Source organism: Pseudoduganella flava (assembly GCF_007830495.1).
GTDB lineage: Bacteria > Pseudomonadota > Gammaproteobacteria > Burkholderiales > Burkholderiaceae_D > Rugamonas > Rugamonas flava.
Window position 1 is genome coordinate 716,599 of the sequence record NZ_VLKW01000002.1, and the last position, 14,602, is coordinate 731,200.

Genomic DNA, 14,602 nt, shown 5'->3' on the forward strand with positions numbered 1-14,602 from the left:
ATTTCGGAGGACCGGTCCAATGTATTAGATCGTTTAAATCGGAGCCGACCATGGAATACATACCAACGAAACCGGTGAATCTTCCCCTCGCTGAGTTCATGGCGCTGGAATTCTATTTGATGGACAACCGGCCGGGTGTCAAGCCTGAGCTGTTCGTGACTGAACTGGTTAAACGATGGCTGGCTGTCGAGAATGAGCGCCTGGCACTGCGGCGGGACGGGCCAGCCCTGCGCGGCTTCCAATGGAAAAAGCTCTTCCTGCCGGAAGGTACCAATCTAAGGACGAGCTATGGCGATGACGTCGTATTCGCCAAGGTGCGCGGCGACCGCATCCTGGCCGATGACGGCGCTGTGCTGACGCCATCGCAATTTGCCAACCAGCGTGCGAAGGGGCGCAATGCGTGGCGCTTCGTCTGGCTGCGCTTTCCCGGCAACGAGCGCTGGGTGCGCGCTGACGACTGCAGGGTGCGGCCGCACCGCGTGGGAGATCGTCACGCTTCGCCCGATCACATCCGCAGCGGTTCGGGTTGACTGGACCGAAAGCCCTTCCCGAAGCCGCAGCCGGTCGCGGTGCGCGATGCGATCGCGGCCTCAAGCGGCCAGCGGGGGCAGCGCTTGGACGATCGCACGACGGCCGCCTTTAGCGCGTGCGATCCGCAATCTCTCCACGCGGCCGAAACGGCGGCGTCCAGCCACCGGCGCGCGTGTCTCCTTCCTGCCCGCCATGCACGGCAGCGCTGCGCGAACGCGTGGAACAAACTTGACGCAAGTGCCGAAAGGAGCTTGTGCGTCACACCAACCCGTGAAAAACCTTATTTACCCGTCCTTTCTTGCGCATGAGTTCTCTCCGCCGTTTGCGCTTGCTCCATGGCCAGCTCTGCACAGGGCACGTGTCGTTTGCTGTATCATCTCGCTCCCGCGACGGCGTCCGCTCTGCCGCAGCCCTGACGACAACTGTCCGGATCCGATCCTCGAACCGAAAAGCCCCCATGCTCACCATCACGCTCAAACAGGGTAAGGAACACGGCCTGCTGGCCGGCGACCCATGGATTTATGCCTCCGCCGTCGAGAAGGTCGACGGCAAGCCGCAGGAGCGCAACAAGGCCGGCGCGACGGCGATCGTGCAGTCGTCGGCGCGCCGCTTCCTGGCCCGCGCGGCCTACAACGCGAAGTCGCAGATCGTCGCCCGCGTCTGGACGCTGCGCGAGGACGAGCCGGTCGATCACGCGATGATGAAGCGGCGCGTGCAGGCCGCCGTGGCGCGGCGCGCCGACGCGCTGCGTGCGGCCGATCCGGACGCGTTGACCTTGCTGGTCGATGGCGAGCAGGATGCGTTGCCGGGCCTGCTGGTGCACAGCTACGGCGGCACCGCCGGCTACCTGGTCTGCCAGTTCAACGCGGCGGGCGTCGACCTGTGGAAGGTGGCGGTCGTGCAGGCGCTGCTGAAGGAAACGGGCTGCCCGAACATCTACGAACGGTGCGACCCGCTGATCCGCAAGGGCGAGGGACTGCCGATCACCCGGCGCGTGCTGGCCGGCGACGAACCGCCCGAGCGGCTGATGGTGCGGCAGGACGGGCGGCTGGTGCCGATGGATATCCGCACCGGGTTCGTGTACCCGCGCTGACGCGGCGGACGATCAGGCAATCGCCGCGGACTATCCGTCTATCGCCGGCCGCGCGGCGGCGCTCAGAATGTACCTCGTCTTTCACCACTTCGACGAGGAACACAAATGAGCACACCACTGGCACTGAACCATTACCGCCTGCTGGGCCGTTCCGGCCTGCGCGTGTCGCCCTTGGCACTGGGCACGATGACCTTCGGCAAGGACTGGGGCTGGGGCGCGGACGAGGCGGAAGCGCGCCGCATCTTCGACGCGTACGTCGAGCGAGGCGGCAATTTCGTCGACACCTCCGTCAACTACACGAACGGCGCGTCGGAGCGGATCGTCGGCAAGCTGATGGAAGGGCGGCGCGATCGCATCGTGCTGTCCACCAAGTACACGATGGCGCGCCAGCCGGACGATCCGAACGCCGGCGGCAACCACCGGATGAACCTCGTGCGCTCCGTCGAGACGAGCCTGCGGCAGTTGAACACGGACCGCATCGAGCTGCTGCACCTGCACGCGTGGGACGACACGACGCCGCCGGACGAAGTGCTGCGCGCGCTGGACGACCTGGTCCGCGCCGGCAAGGTGCTGTACCTGGGCATCTGCAATACCCCCGCATGGCGCGTGGCGCAACTGCAGACGATGGCCGAGCTGCGCGGCTGGTCGCGCCTCGTCGCGCTGCAGATCGAGTACAACCTCGTCGAACGCAGCGTCGAGCACGAGCTGCTGCCGATGGCGCGCGAGCTGGGGCTTGGGGTGATGCCGTGGTCGCCACTGGGCGGAGGCATCTTGTCCGGCAAGTACAGCAGGGCCGACCTCCAGACGCAGGGCGACCGCAACGTGGCGGCGACGCGCGCGGGCGTCATCGCATCGTCGGGCCTCCTCACCGAGGCGGCGCTGGCCGTGGCGGACGAGGTGGCGGCCATCGCCGCGCAGATCGGCGCCAGCCCGTCGCAAGTTGCCCTGGCATGGACGCTGCTGAACCCGGCCGTCACCGCGCCTGTGCTCGGGGCACGCACGCTGGAGCAGGCGCTGGACAACCTGGGCGCGCTCGACCTGCGGCTGGACGAGGAGCACATCGCCCGGCTGGATGCCGTCAGCCGCCAGGCACCGATCTTCCCGCAGCGCTTCGTCGCGCAGCCGATGGTACAGCAGCTGATCTTCGGCGGCAGCACGGTGGCACGGCGCACCGGGGCTTGATGCCCCGGCCGCCGGTAGATCAGTCGTTCGCGTGCTGCACGAACACCGCCGTGGTCCGCCCCGGTATCGTGAAGCTGCCGGTGGCGGCATCGTAGGTGGATGCCTTCACCACGCTGTCGCTGCCGTTGCGCTGGATGCGGTGCAACTGCAGCTTGCTGCCCTTCAGCGCGGGCAGCGCCACCGACTTCGCCACCTTGTCGACGTTGAACACGACGACGACCTGCTTGTACTGCGCGCCCGGGTAGGGAGACGGTGCGCTGCCCGAAATGCTCATCGCCACGATGCCGGGCACCTGGTCCGGCCCGGTGTTGTGGAACTTCAGCCGGTCGATCACGTCCTGCGCCGTGCGCAGGCGGAACAGCGTGCTGTCCTTGCGGATCGCCAGCAGTTCCTCGAACCCGGCCTTGGCGGCCAGGATCGCCCGCGTGTCGGGCGCGATCAGCGGATTGGCCAGCACGGGTGACATCACGGACCAGCTGCCCTCGTTGACGCCGGCCATCGGCAGGCCGACGCCGAAGTTGTTCGACGTGTAGCCGTAGTCGAGGCGGTTGAACCAGTCGCCCGCGTTGTAGCTGTCGCGGTCCAGCGATTTCGAGCGCAGGATTTCCTGGCCCGCATGGAAGAACGGCACGCCTTGCGCCAGCATGTTGATGGCCGCGCCCAGCGTCTGCACGCGCACCCGTTCGGCCAGCGGTGTCGCTTGCGGGAGTTTCAGCGCGTTGACGTCGAACAGCGTCTGGTTGTCGTGCGCCTCGATGTAGTTGATGGTCTCCGCCGGGCTGCCCGCAAAGCCGGCACGCTGGCCGAAGTAGTCGATGTCGGCATTGCTGCGCACGGCGCCGGAACGGTCCGTGAAGCGGTAGTCGCGCAGCGTGCCGGACAGCGCCACCCGCACCAGGTCCGCCAGGCGCAGCGCATCGTCGCGCGTCTGCGTCGACTGGCCGTTCGGGTCGAACCACACGCCGTTCGCGAAGCCCTGCTGGGTGACGAGCGCAGTGCCCGTGTCGCAGCAGCCGCCGCCGCGCACCGTGTCGCGGATGCGGTCGTTGAACGAGCCGATGCCGGTGCCGAACATATTCGCCTGGCGCGCCTGCACGAAGCGGGCATCGTTGCCGACGGCGCCGAAGTTCCATGCCTCGCCGTACAGGTAGACCGGGCGACCCGCGGCCTGGTCGGCGGCGGCCTGCAGGCGCTTCATCAGGTCGAGCGGCGTGAAGCCCATGATGTCGAAGCGGAAGCTGTCGATCTTGTACTGCTTCGCCCACAGCGCCACCGAATCCGTCATTAGCTTGGCCATCATCGCGTTTTCCTGCGCCGTGTCGGCGCAGCAGCTGTCGTTCAGGATGTTGCCGCCTGCACCCAGCCGGTAGTAATACGTGGGCACGATGCGGTCCAGCACCGACAGCGGGCCTTGCTGCGACTGGCTCGTGTGGTTGTAGACGACGTCCATCGTCACACGCAGTCCCGCCTCGTGCAGCGCCTGCACCATCGCGCGGAACTCGCGCACGCGGGCCGCGCCGTCGTTCGTGTCGGTGGCGTAGCTGCCCTCGGGCGTGTTGTAGTGCACCGGGTCGTAGCCCCAGTTGAAGCAATCCGTGTCGGCCGTCGCCGCCACCGCGGCCTGCTGCGTGGTGGCGTTGGCGGCCCCGTTCGGGATGGCCGGCGTCACGCAGCCCGCTTCGTTCACGCTGGCGAAGTCGAAGCTGGGCAGCAGGTGCACGTGCGTCAGGCCCGCCTTCTGCAGCGATTTCAGGTGCCGCATCGGCGCCGCGTCGCCGTCCGTGAAGGCCAGGTACTTGCCGCGATGCGCGGCCGGCACGGTGGTATCAAGCGCCGAGAAATCGCGCACGTGCAGCTCGTACAGCACGATGTCGGTCGGTGCATCCAGGCGGGGAATTCGCTGCTCGTCCCAGCCGGCAGGCTTCAGGCGCGGGCTGTCCAGGTTCGCGACGAGGCTGCGCGTGCTGTTGGCCGACACGCTGACGGAATACGGATCGGTCACCGTGTTCGTCACGACCGTGTTGTTCGCCCAGCGCGACAGCACCTGCACCGTGTACGTGTAATAGGCGCTGTTGGTCCAGGAAGCGTCCGGCGCCGTATAGGACCACACGCCGCTGGCCGCGTCGCGCGTCATCGGCACTGTGGCCGTGGCGGCGGCCGTGGCGTTCGGGTACACGTCGAGCCGCACCGACTTCGCCGTCGGCGCCCACACGCGGAACGTCGGCACGCCGCGGCCGTCGAACGTCAGGCCCAGCGGCGTGTTGGCCGCGTGCGTCGCGAAGACGTCGTCGAGCATGCCGGCCTGCTGCAGCGACGTGACCTGCACCAGCTTGCCGTCGGCGCCGTATTGGGCGATCGCGAACTGGGCGCTGGCCACCCGTAACGTATTGAAGCGGCCCACGTTGGCAAGCTCCGTCTCGGCGAGGCGCAAGCCCGTTGCGCCGGCCAGGTGGGGGTACTTCTGGCGCATCGCGTCCGGCAGCGCTGCCACCTGCAGATTCAGGCTGCCGTCGGCGCCGGCCAGCCCCGTGGTCGCATCCGGCGACGCGGTCATGCCGCCGTTCGCCGCGTAATACAGCTTGTAGGTGCCCGTCGCGGGCGCGCCCGGCCAGGCCAGCGTCGTGGCGGACAGCCAGTGCGCATTCGCGCTGCCGAGGTTGCCGTAGGTGAGGGCGGGTTCTGAGGCGTAGACGGTGCAGTCGCCTTCCAGCATCCACACTTCCTGGCCGGCCGTCATCACGTCGGCGTTCAGGTCCGCGTGCTGGTCCGCCGAGCAGTTCTTCGTGCCGTTGCCATCCGTGACAAGGAACCAGATGGCGCTCTTGCCCGCGGCAAGCGGGATGTCGACATAGCCTCCGAACGCGTCGCTGCGGGTGAACATGAAGCGGCCTGTGATCCAGGCAGGGCTGGGCTGCAGCGGGCCGTCCCACGAATACACGCCCCACTGGGCTTCGTCGCCCTGGATGCGGTGGAAGTGCATGCGGATGGTGCCGGGGGCAACCGCGGCGGCCGAGTGGACGGCGCTGGCCAGCCGGACGGGTGCGGCGGACGCCTGCAGCGCGTCACCGCCATCGCCGCCACAGGCCGCCAGCAGACTGGCGCAAGCCAGCAACGCGGCCAATCGTGAAGTCAAACTACTTCCGATGAGCATAAGGTCTCCTTGTCTTTATTATCGTTGCGCAGCGTTATCATGGGCGCGCCAAGTCGCACCCCGCTGCGGCTGTAATATTACTACTCATCGATTGCAAGGAAAGCACGTCTTTGCACTGGTTGTTTTATTTTCACTACAGTAGGCGCTCATCAGCGTTCCCACGAAAAGCGGCGACCATGCGCCCGAGTACCTGGACGGCTACGACTACGCGGCGCTGGGCGCGGCCGTCGACTACTTCCAGGTGATGACGTACGACGAGGCCGGCCCCGGCTGGTCGTCATCGGGCTGCGGCACGTGGCCCGGCCCGCAGGCGGGGCTGGATTGGATGAAGACAAAGCTGAGCTATGCCGTGTCGCGCGTCGCGCCGGAGAAGGTCCTGCAAGGCTTGCCGACCTACAACTACGACTACAGCACCGGGCAGCAAGCGTGGAACGCGGTGATCGCGGGCCTGGGCGGCAGCGGCGGCGACACGACGCGCGATCGCCGGCGTGCGCGGCGTGCGGGTGTCAGGGCGCACCGGTGCGTCGTCGTGGAGCGGGGCCGTGAAGGAGGTGCAGGTGCAGGGCCGCTGACGGCGCGCCACTGCTACAAGCCGTTCGCCTTGCAGAACTTCTCCAGCGCCGCCTGGCGTTTCGCCTCGGCGGCGCGCTCCCGCTTCGCCACCGCGGCGATACGGGCCTTGTGCTTGCGCAGCTCGGCATCGGTGACGAGGTGGCCGGGATAGTCGCCGCTGCGCCGGTCGAACGCGCCGCGCCAGTTGATGCCGGCCAGCGCCCCCAGCACGTCGGACTGGTGCACCGGGCCCTTGAAGCCGGCGGCGTCCAGCTGGTGCCAGTCGCCGCTGTCCGGCTCCTGCCAGGACAGCACGCCGTCCGCCGTGACGGACAGCGGCGACAGCACGTTGTTCTTCAGCGTGTACGGCGCCGTGCCGCCGGAAACCTGGTAGAACGACGGCAGCACGAAGTCGGACACCCACACACCGTCCAGCGCATACGCGCAGCCGAAGCTCTGGCACGGGTCGCACACCTCCATCAGGAACCGCACGCGCTTGCCGCTGCCGCGCGGATCGGGGCCGTCGCGAAAGCTCGCGCCCAGCGGGTCCAGCAGCATCTCGATCGCTTCGTGGCTGGCGGCCAGCGACCACATCGTGTTCGGCTGGTACTGCACGATCGCGATGACGGGTTCGTCGATGTGCTGCGGCACGGAGTGCATGCCGCCACGCCCGGCGGCGTCCGGCACGACGAGAATCTGCCATGCACCGCCGGGCGCTTCGGCAGCATCGGCGAACGGGCTGACGACGCCGGCCACGCCCCAGCAGCGCTGCAGGTCGCCCATCAGCTGGCGGGTGAGGGCGGCGGCGACCTTGGCCAGTTCCGCCATCGGAATGTCCACGCCGCGCGGCGAGAGAGCGATCGGTTGCATCGTGTCCTCCGCTCAGTTGCGGGCCGCTTTCAGGGCATCGACGCCGTCACCGATCTCCCCGACAGCGTCGCCGACCGTCGACAGCGCATCGATCACGTCGCCAAGCGACGCATGCCGTTCGCTGGCCGCGCGTGCCTTCTTGACGGCGTCTTCCAGCCCTTGCAGGATCACGCGGTCGTCGAGCTTCGCCAGGTTCCGGTAGTTGGCCACCTGCGCGGCGAAGTCCGCCGCATTCGCGCGCGCATCCGCGTTGCCCAGGCAGGACTGCGCGCCGGCACCGGCGCGGCAGGCCGCCAGGCTGTCCCAAGTGGCCCTGACCTGCATCGCCGTCATCCAGCGCTGGATCGACAGCGCCGCACCCAGGTTCGACTGGTTCATCGCCTGCGCCGGCGCGGCCGCGCCGGCGGCGGGAGCGGCATACACGACCCGGCTGCCGAACCGCGTCGGGTCGACGGGCGCGGCCAGCCTATGCACGGCTTCCTCCAGCTGCGGCAGCAACTGGGCCACGGTGGCCTTGACGGCTTCCTCGCGCTGCGCCGCCTCGCCGTATTTCAGCAATGTCTGCGCGATGTCGCGGAAGGCCAGCACCATGCCCAGCGTGGGCGCGATGCCGTGCAATTGCATCGCGCTATCCGTGGACAGCTTACCGTTTGCACTCCAGTCCGCAGCCAGCAACAGCTTGCAGCGGTTGTAGTCGGCGACGCGCTTTTTTTCCGCGAGTTGCCGCTCCACTTCAGGCGCATCGCCGGCCGCGGCGATCGCTTCCTTGTTTTTACGGATCTGGTGGATGTAGCCGGCGAAGCTGACGTTGTCCGGCTTTTCCGCGACCTTGCCGACGGTCTCCAGCGCATCGCCGAACTGCCCCAGGTTGCTGGTTGCCGCACGCAAGCCTTCCTGCGTGGCGCACACGAGTTCCGTGGGATCGGCGGGCGGCGTGTCGACGAGTCCGAGCGCGTTTGCACGCAGCACGTCGTTGGCTGCGGAGGCGACCACCTCGGCGGCCTTGGTGCTGGCCTTGGCCGGCTCCGTCAACGCGTTGTTGAAGTGCTTCGACGTGGCGCAGCCGGTCAGCAGCGCCGCGATGGCGACGCCGCCCAGCAAACGGTGGAAGGATCCCGTGACGGCTTGCGCCTGCGGGAAATCGGAGAGTAGGGCCATGGCATCCTCGGATCAAGCGGGGTGGTGGACCGGCGGCGTGCCGTCGCCGGGCTGGCGGACACGTCTATTGTGAGCAAGGAATATGCCGCGCGCGCAAAGCGAGGAAAATCAAGCGGCTAGCGGGGGCGGTGAGAGGTGCTGTAAAGATTTGCGACAGCTGAATGGTGAAAGTGGCGGGTGTCGAGAGGTAGCCCCTCGTCAAAAAGGTTCTTCTCGGATTGATGTGGCGCCCAGTCTTCTTTCGGCACTTGCGTCAAGTTTGTTCCAGGCGTTCGCGCAGCGCTGCAGTGCATGGCGGGCAGGAAGGGAGACACGCGTGCCGGTGCCTGGACGCCGCTGGTTCGGCCGCGTGGAGACATTGCGGATCACACGCGCCGAGGCGGCCGTCGTGCGACCGTCGCAGCGCCGCGTACCCAGGTCCGCATGGGGCCGCGATCGCATCGCGCACCGCGACGGGCCGGCGGCAATTCGAGAAGGGGCTGTCGGCCCGGTCATCCAGAACCGCTGCGGATGTCATCGGGCGAAGCGTGCCGATCTCCACCGCGATGCGGCCGCACCCGGCAGTCGTCGGCGCGCACCCAGCGCTCGTTGCCGGGAAAGCGCAGCCAGACGAAGCGCCACGCATTGCGCCCCTTCGCGCGCTGGTTGGCAAATTGCGATGGCGTCAGCGCAGCGCCGTCATCGGACAGGATGCGATCGGCGCGCACCTTGGCGAACACGACTTCATCGCCATAGCTCGTCCGTAGATTGGTACCTTCCGGCAGGAAGAGATTTTTCCATTGGAAGCCGCGCAGGGCTGGCCCGTCCCGCCGCAGTGCCAGGCGCTCATTCTCGACAGCCAGCCATCGTTTTACCAGTTCAGCCACGAACAGCTCAGGCTTGACACCTGGCCGGCTGTCCATCAAATAGAATTCCAGCGCCATGAACTCAGCGAGGGGGAGATTCACCGGTTTCGTTGGTATGTATTCCATGGTCGGCTCCTTTTTAAACGTTCTAATACGTTGGACCGGGCCTCTGGAATAAGGTTGGTTTAGATTCTCCTGAATTAGAAGTAGATCAAATAAGGTCGAGGCGATGTTTTTAAAGTGCGAATCAGGCGCTTCATCCTTGAGAATGGAGCGGACTAGACTCGTTCGGCTTGTATTGGCGTCGTTTAGATTTTCGCACTTTCGACGCCCTCCCTCCTCTGAAGAGGTTACGGGGAGTGCGATTGGTACGTTGGGCGGCGCCGGCTTCGAGGTTCGGAATATTCCGGGAGATATGGTCAATCGACTGGCGGATTTCCTCCGTAGTCGTGCCCCCCACTGGCATCTTGTTCGCGCGCCGCTCCGCCCACTATTCCACCAGCCCGTGGCATACCGTCGGAGCCTCAATGTCCAAATTGCTCCAATATGTCCCAACAGAGTCTAATCCACTCTACCGTGCGGAATGACGCGCCTGATGAGGTCTATAAAAAGCCGGCATTTATCCGCTTTGATCCAATTCCAAAGTCGAAAAGCCTAAAACAGCCGCATCTTTAGCGCGCGGTTGGGTCTTTTAGATGGGTTTGAAGTGGAGACATCGCGATATTCCGCCGGCCGCCGGCAACGCCATGTCACCGCATGCCGTCGGGGCTGCCTCCACGCGGCCGCAAAAGCAGTGTTCAGCTGCCGCCTCGCGTGTCTCCTTCCTGCCAGCCATGCACGCTGGCGCGCCCCAGGCGCTTGCAACCATCGCGGACGGTTCGGGCATCCGTAAGGAAACCGGTCTTCACACTAAGCCGTCGAGAACCTTAAAAAAAAGCTGGGCCCATCCAATGGACCCAGCCCAAGAACAAGGCGGCACTACGCCGCCGAGGGGAGGTTATGGCGAACCGTTGAAGCTGGACAACGCAACGCCGCTGGACTGGCTGCCGCCATAGACTTGCGTGGCCGCGATCGTGTAGCTCGTTCCCGGCGCGGAGACAAATGCCTTGCCGGTGGAGTTCTGGTAAATATTCAGGCCCGTGAAGGCGTGGTTGGTGCCGCCCGCCACGTGGAAGGTGGGCAGGCTGCTGTTACTGGATATCCAGCTGTTACCCCACGTGGAGAACCTGCCAGAGAACATGACCGGCTGATTGGTGTTGATGCCCGACACCGTCATTTCCTCACCCACGCTCTTGATCGCATATTGATTGCCGATGATGCCGCCGCGGCCGGCGCCCAGGAACGTGCTCGAAGCGATCGACACGTGGGCATGGGCCGATGCGATATCGATGTTGTTGCCCTGGTCGTCGAAGAATTGCAGGCCGCTGATTTGCGCATGCGACGAATAGCCGTCGGCGAACTTGATGCCCGCCGCGCTGGCATTGGTGCCGTGCGACGACGTCAGCCCGCTGTACTGCACCTGGCCGCTCGCCAGTTGCACGCTGAGCGCGGATGGGCCGACGTAGATCCCGCCGAGATAGTCGTTATTGATGAAGAACTGGGTCAGCGACAGTCCGCCCTCCTGCGCGTTGACGCCATAGCCGCCGTTGTCCCACGTTTGCAGGTTCGTGATCCATGGCGACGCGGTCTTGTTGATGGAGCCGAGGCCGATGTACACACCGTCGCCGCCGTTGGCGGTGACATTGATGCTGTTCCAGGAGCCTTGCGCCGACAGGGCCCGGATCCCGTTGTGGTGGTTGCGCTGCGCCGTCACGCCGTGCAGGTTGCCGTTGAACGCGCCGTCGATCAGCATGCCGTCGTAGCAGGCCGAGACGAAGACGTGGAGGATATCGAAATTGAAGGCGGACTTCGGACCGACGTTGACGCACACGCTGCTGGTGTAGGCGGGGTTGTTCGGGCCGACGATGCCGAGGTCGCGCAACGTGAAGCGGTTGTTGGCGAAATTGAGGATCGGCGCATTCATCGTGCCACGGACAACGGAAGCGCCCGGGCTGTCGTCGGACGGCCCGAGGACGCCGCCTTCACCGTCGCCATACACGGAAATCCGATCGGGGACGGTGATCGTCGACGACACGACATACACGCCGGCCGGGAAATACACGCAGCCCCCCTTGCTGATCGTCGTGCCGTTTTCAACGATGGTACCCGCGGCGGCCGCGGTGAACGCGGACTTGACCGCGGCCGTGTCGTCGGTCGCGTTGTTGCCGAGGGCGCCGTAATCCTTCACGTTCTGGCACGCGAAGGTATTGGCGGCATACGCCGGCGCGGCCGTGCACAGCGCCAGCACTGCTGAAGCGATGAGTTTCATGGGTTCTCCGAAGTGGATAAAGGATGATGCGAGAAAAGTATAGGTCGTTGCAGTGCAGAAAAATCTCTCGGAATGTCACGAACGACAGTGTTTTTTTCTTGCCACTGCAAGCACCGAAAAGACCGGACTCTTGTTGCCAATCTGGCCTGACCACCCTAGAATGGGCCTGACCGGATTGCTGCATTTATAGCAACTTCGGTGGCGGTATCAACCCGACCACGTTCGTCACGGCGCGCCAGCGCCCCCGCGAACCGGCATGGGACACGCGAGGTGTCCCACGGCGACCTCCCCGGCAGCCACCCATCACAAGAACCGATCGGAGACATGCTCGAACACCAGGACCGGCGACGGTCAGGGCGACGCACGTGCTCCGCCAACCATCAGGAGACACTCATGCGACATCTTGCATTGAAGGCGGCGCTGTCCGCCGCGTTACTGTCCACCGCATTCCTCGGCCACACGGCGTTGGCTGTCGACCCGGCCCGCGAGGCAGCGCCGGCGGACGGCTGGGCGAGCCAGGGCGGCGGCACGCGCGGCGGCTCGGCGGCCGCGGCCGACCAGGTCTACACGGTCAGCAATCGCACCCAGCTGCTCGCCGCCATCAACAACGGCGGTACCAACGCGAAGATCATCAAGCTGGCCGGCATCATCGACATGAGCGAAGGGCGGCCTTACACGAGCAGCTCGGACCAGTCCACCCGCGGCGCCGTGCGCCTGAAGAGCAATACGACGATGATCGGCACTGGCGCCAACACGGGCTTCGTCAACGGCCACATCGTCGTCTCCGGTATCTCGCAGGTGATCCTCAGGAACTTCAAGATCGTCAATCCATGCGACGTGGGCCCTGTGTGGGATCCGGACGACGGCTCCACCGGCAACTGGAATTCGGCGTTCGACGGGATCGGCGTCACCGGCTCGGATCACGTGTGGGTCGACCACGTGACGTTCACCGATGCGCCGAAGACGGACGACCAGCTGCCCGTCGAGAACGGCCACGTCAAGCAATGCCATGACGGCGCGCTGGACATCACGAAGGCGTCGGACTATGTGACCGTGTCGTACAACGTGTTCGAGCTGCACAACAAGAACACGCTGGTCGGCGGCAGCGACAGCGCCACGGGCGACGAGGGCAAGCTGCGCATCACGTTCAACAACAACCTGTACCGCGACGTGGCGAGCCGCGCACCGCGCGTGCGCTTCGGCCAGGTCCACGTGTTCAACAACTACTTCACGGGCTCGCGGTCGCACCAGACCTACCCGGTCAGCTACAGCATCGGCGTGGGCAAGGCGGCCAAGATCCTGTCGAACAACAACGTGTTCGAGATCGCGGGCGCGCAGTCCTGCCCGGACGTCGTCGAGGACTTCGGCTCCGGCGCGTTCAAGGACAACGGCTCGCAGTTGAACGGCAACTCGCTGGGCGCCTGCGGCGTCTCGTCGAGTGTCAGCTGGACGCCGCCTTACGCGTCCAGCCCGCGTGCCACGTCGCTCGTCAAGGACCATGTGCTGGCGCAGGCCGGTGCCGGCAAGCTGACCACGTCCGTCGGCGGCGACGGCAACACCGACCCCGATCCCGCGCCGAGCCTGGGCTGTACCGCTACGGGCCTGTACTTCTGCGATGACTTCGAAGGCGGCGGCACCGCGCAATGGGACCTGCTGCCCGTGGCGGGCGCGAACGGCGGCTTCCGCGTGCAGGACGATGCGGCCGACAGTGCCAACCAGGTGCTGCAGTACACGGCCGCGTCGACGGGCGGCGTGCTGGCGCTGGTCAAGGACAGCGCGCTGGCCAACGTGCCGTCGGGCGACTACTACGTGGAAGCGCGCATCCGCCCGATGACCAACTCCACCACCGCCAACAAGCTGCTGTATCTGGTCACGCGTTACAAGGATGCGTCCAACTGGTATGGCGCGGGCTTGAACGTGCAGAGCAGCACGAGCAGCACGAAGGTCGAGATCGCGAAGATGCAGGCCGGTACCCTGAGCCGTCCGAAACAGGTGGCCAGGCCGATCGCGATGGATGGCCCGTTCTACACGGTGCGCTTCGAACTGAAGGGCAGCACGGTGACCGTGTACCTCGACGGCGAACAGCTGGGCGCCATCACCGACAGCGCTTTCACCGCGCGCGGCCGCATCGGCCTGTACTCGGCCAATAAATCGTTCCAGATCGACGACGTGAAGGTGGGGGCACCGGCCAACTGAGCGACCGACACTTCGCCGTGCGCCGGCAGCACCGCCGGCGCACCGTCGTAACACCACAAACAACATCGGAGACAAGCTTGAACATCAACACCATCGCGCGGGCCATGGCGCTCGTCGCCTGCACCGCCGCCTCGCACTGCGCGCAGGCGGCGCCCATCGCGCTGCAAGACGCCGTCATCACGGCCACCTACAACGGCAGTGCCGCCGGCATGCTGGGCCTGGACCAGGGCTTTGCCGCCGTCCCCGGCACGAACGTCACGCGGCTCGACCCCACCGGCACCGGCGTCGAGTTCCTCACCGCCGACTACCTGTTCGGCATCGACTTCGCGGCGGACGGCGCGGTGACGGTGATCGCCAACGGCGCGATCCCGACCGGCGCCTACGCGATGCGCTTCGACTTCGGCAGCAGCCTCGCCAGCCCGATCGGCAGCTTCACGTTCACGGGCGCCAGCGGGGCGAGCGGCGACGTCGTCCTGTCCCTCATCGATGCGCATACGATCGGCCTGGACCTGTCGGCCGTCGAATGGAGCGAATTCGGTTCCGTCAGCGCGCAGATCGGCGCGGCGGCGCCCGTCCCGGAACCGGCCACGCCGGCGCTGCTGCTGGCCGGCCTCGCGGGCCTGGCCGCCGTGCGCCGCCTGCGCCGCTGATCGTCA

Annotated in this window: 10 protein-coding genes and 1 pseudogene; 6 read left to right on the forward strand and 5 right to left on the reverse strand. The window is 66.2% G+C overall.

The annotated features are described in order from the left end of the window. The first annotated feature begins 50 nt into the window (after positions 1-50). The 3 genes from IP92_RS07420 to IP92_RS07430 all read left to right on the forward strand — a co-directional run bounded on the left by IP92_RS07420 (position 51) and on the right by IP92_RS07430 (position 2,806). Positions 51-530 (forward strand): hypothetical protein, encoded by a 480-nt coding sequence (locus tag IP92_RS07420; protein ID WP_145873878.1) that lies wholly within the window; start codon positions 51-53, stop codon positions 528-530. Positions 531-988: 458 nt separating this feature from the next. After that, a complete protein-coding gene (locus tag IP92_RS07425; protein WP_145873879.1) occupies positions 989-1,624 on the forward strand; it encodes a class I SAM-dependent rRNA methyltransferase in 636 nt (211 codons plus the stop codon). Positions 1,625-1,729: 105 nt separating this feature from the next. Next, a complete protein-coding gene (locus tag IP92_RS07430) occupies positions 1,730-2,806 on the forward strand; it encodes an aldo/keto reductase (RefSeq protein WP_145873880.1) in 1,077 nt (358 codons plus the stop codon). 19 nt (positions 2,807-2,825) lie between these two features. On the opposite strand, the gene pulA is transcribed toward IP92_RS07430, so the two are convergent. After that, a complete protein-coding gene (gene pulA / locus IP92_RS07435) occupies positions 2,826-5,939 on the reverse strand; it encodes a pullulanase-type alpha-1,6-glucosidase (protein WP_229418671.1) in 3,114 nt (1,037 codons plus the stop codon). Between the two features lie 166 nt (positions 5,940-6,105). Here pulA and IP92_RS30775 point away from each other — a divergent pair. Then, positions 6,106-6,378 (forward strand): annotated as a pseudogene (locus IP92_RS30775) (glycosyl hydrolase family 18 protein); the annotation flags it as partial. Positions 6,379-6,542: 164 nt separating this feature from the next. Here the strand turns inward: IP92_RS30775 and IP92_RS07440 are convergent. The 4 genes from IP92_RS07440 to IP92_RS07455 form a co-directional block, all read right to left on the reverse strand. Further along, positions 6,543-7,379 carry a hypothetical protein gene (locus tag IP92_RS07440; RefSeq protein ID WP_145873882.1) on the reverse strand — a complete coding sequence of 279 codons (837 nt, stop codon included), beginning with the start codon at positions 7,377-7,379 and terminating at the stop codon, positions 6,543-6,545. 12 nt (positions 7,380-7,391) lie between these two features. Beyond that, positions 7,392-8,537 carry a hypothetical protein gene (locus IP92_RS07445; RefSeq protein WP_145873883.1) on the reverse strand — a complete coding sequence of 382 codons (1,146 nt, stop codon included), beginning with the start codon at positions 8,535-8,537 and terminating at the stop codon, positions 7,392-7,394. A gap of 491 nt (positions 8,538-9,028) precedes the next feature. Continuing rightward, positions 9,029-9,508 (reverse strand): hypothetical protein, encoded by a 480-nt coding sequence (locus tag IP92_RS07450; RefSeq protein WP_145873884.1) that lies wholly within the window; start codon positions 9,506-9,508, stop codon positions 9,029-9,031. A gap of 871 nt (positions 9,509-10,379) precedes the next feature. Continuing rightward, positions 10,380-11,750: a glycosyl hydrolase family 28-related protein gene (locus tag IP92_RS07455; RefSeq protein WP_145873885.1), complete on the reverse strand. Its 1,371-nt coding sequence runs from the start codon at positions 11,748-11,750 to the stop codon at positions 10,380-10,382. Positions 11,751-12,143: 393 nt separating this feature from the next. Here IP92_RS07455 and IP92_RS07460 point away from each other — a divergent pair, with 393 nt between their 5' ends. Together IP92_RS07460 and IP92_RS07465 are read left to right on the forward strand one after the other, a co-directional pair. Continuing rightward, on the forward strand, positions 12,144-13,946 hold the full coding sequence (locus IP92_RS07460) for a pectate lyase family protein (protein WP_145873886.1): 1,803 nt from the start codon (positions 12,144-12,146) through the stop codon (positions 13,944-13,946). Between the two features lie 77 nt (positions 13,947-14,023). Then, positions 14,024-14,596: a PEP-CTERM sorting domain-containing protein gene (locus IP92_RS07465; protein WP_145873887.1), complete on the forward strand. Its 573-nt coding sequence runs from the start codon at positions 14,024-14,026 to the stop codon at positions 14,594-14,596. The last annotated feature ends 6 nt before the right edge of the window (positions 14,597-14,602 follow it).

Excerpts from the sequence above, each read along its gene's own strand:
- IP92_RS07425 (WP_145873879.1), top strand. The coding sequence starts at position 989 with ATGCTCACCATCACGCTCAAACAGGGTAAGGAACACGGCCTGCTGGCC.
- IP92_RS07430 (WP_145873880.1), top strand. The coding sequence starts at position 1,730 with ATGAGCACACCACTGGCACTGAACCATTACCGCCTGCTGGGCCGTTCC.
- IP92_RS07445 (WP_145873883.1), bottom strand. The coding sequence starts at position 8,537 with ATGGCCCTACTCTCCGATTTCCCGCAGGCGCAAGCCGTCACGGGATCC.
- IP92_RS07440 (WP_145873882.1), bottom strand. The coding sequence starts at position 7,379 with ATGCAACCGATCGCTCTCTCGCCGCGCGGCGTGGACATTCCGATGGCG.
- IP92_RS07460 (WP_145873886.1), top strand. The coding sequence starts at position 12,144 with ATGCGACATCTTGCATTGAAGGCGGCGCTGTCCGCCGCGTTACTGTCC.
- IP92_RS07455 (WP_145873885.1), bottom strand. The coding sequence starts at position 11,750 with ATGAAACTCATCGCTTCAGCAGTGCTGGCGCTGTGCACGGCCGCGCCG.
- IP92_RS07420 (WP_145873878.1), top strand. The coding sequence starts at position 51 with ATGGAATACATACCAACGAAACCGGTGAATCTTCCCCTCGCTGAGTTC.
- IP92_RS07450 (WP_145873884.1), bottom strand. The coding sequence starts at position 9,508 with ATGGAATACATACCAACGAAACCGGTGAATCTCCCCCTCGCTGAGTTC.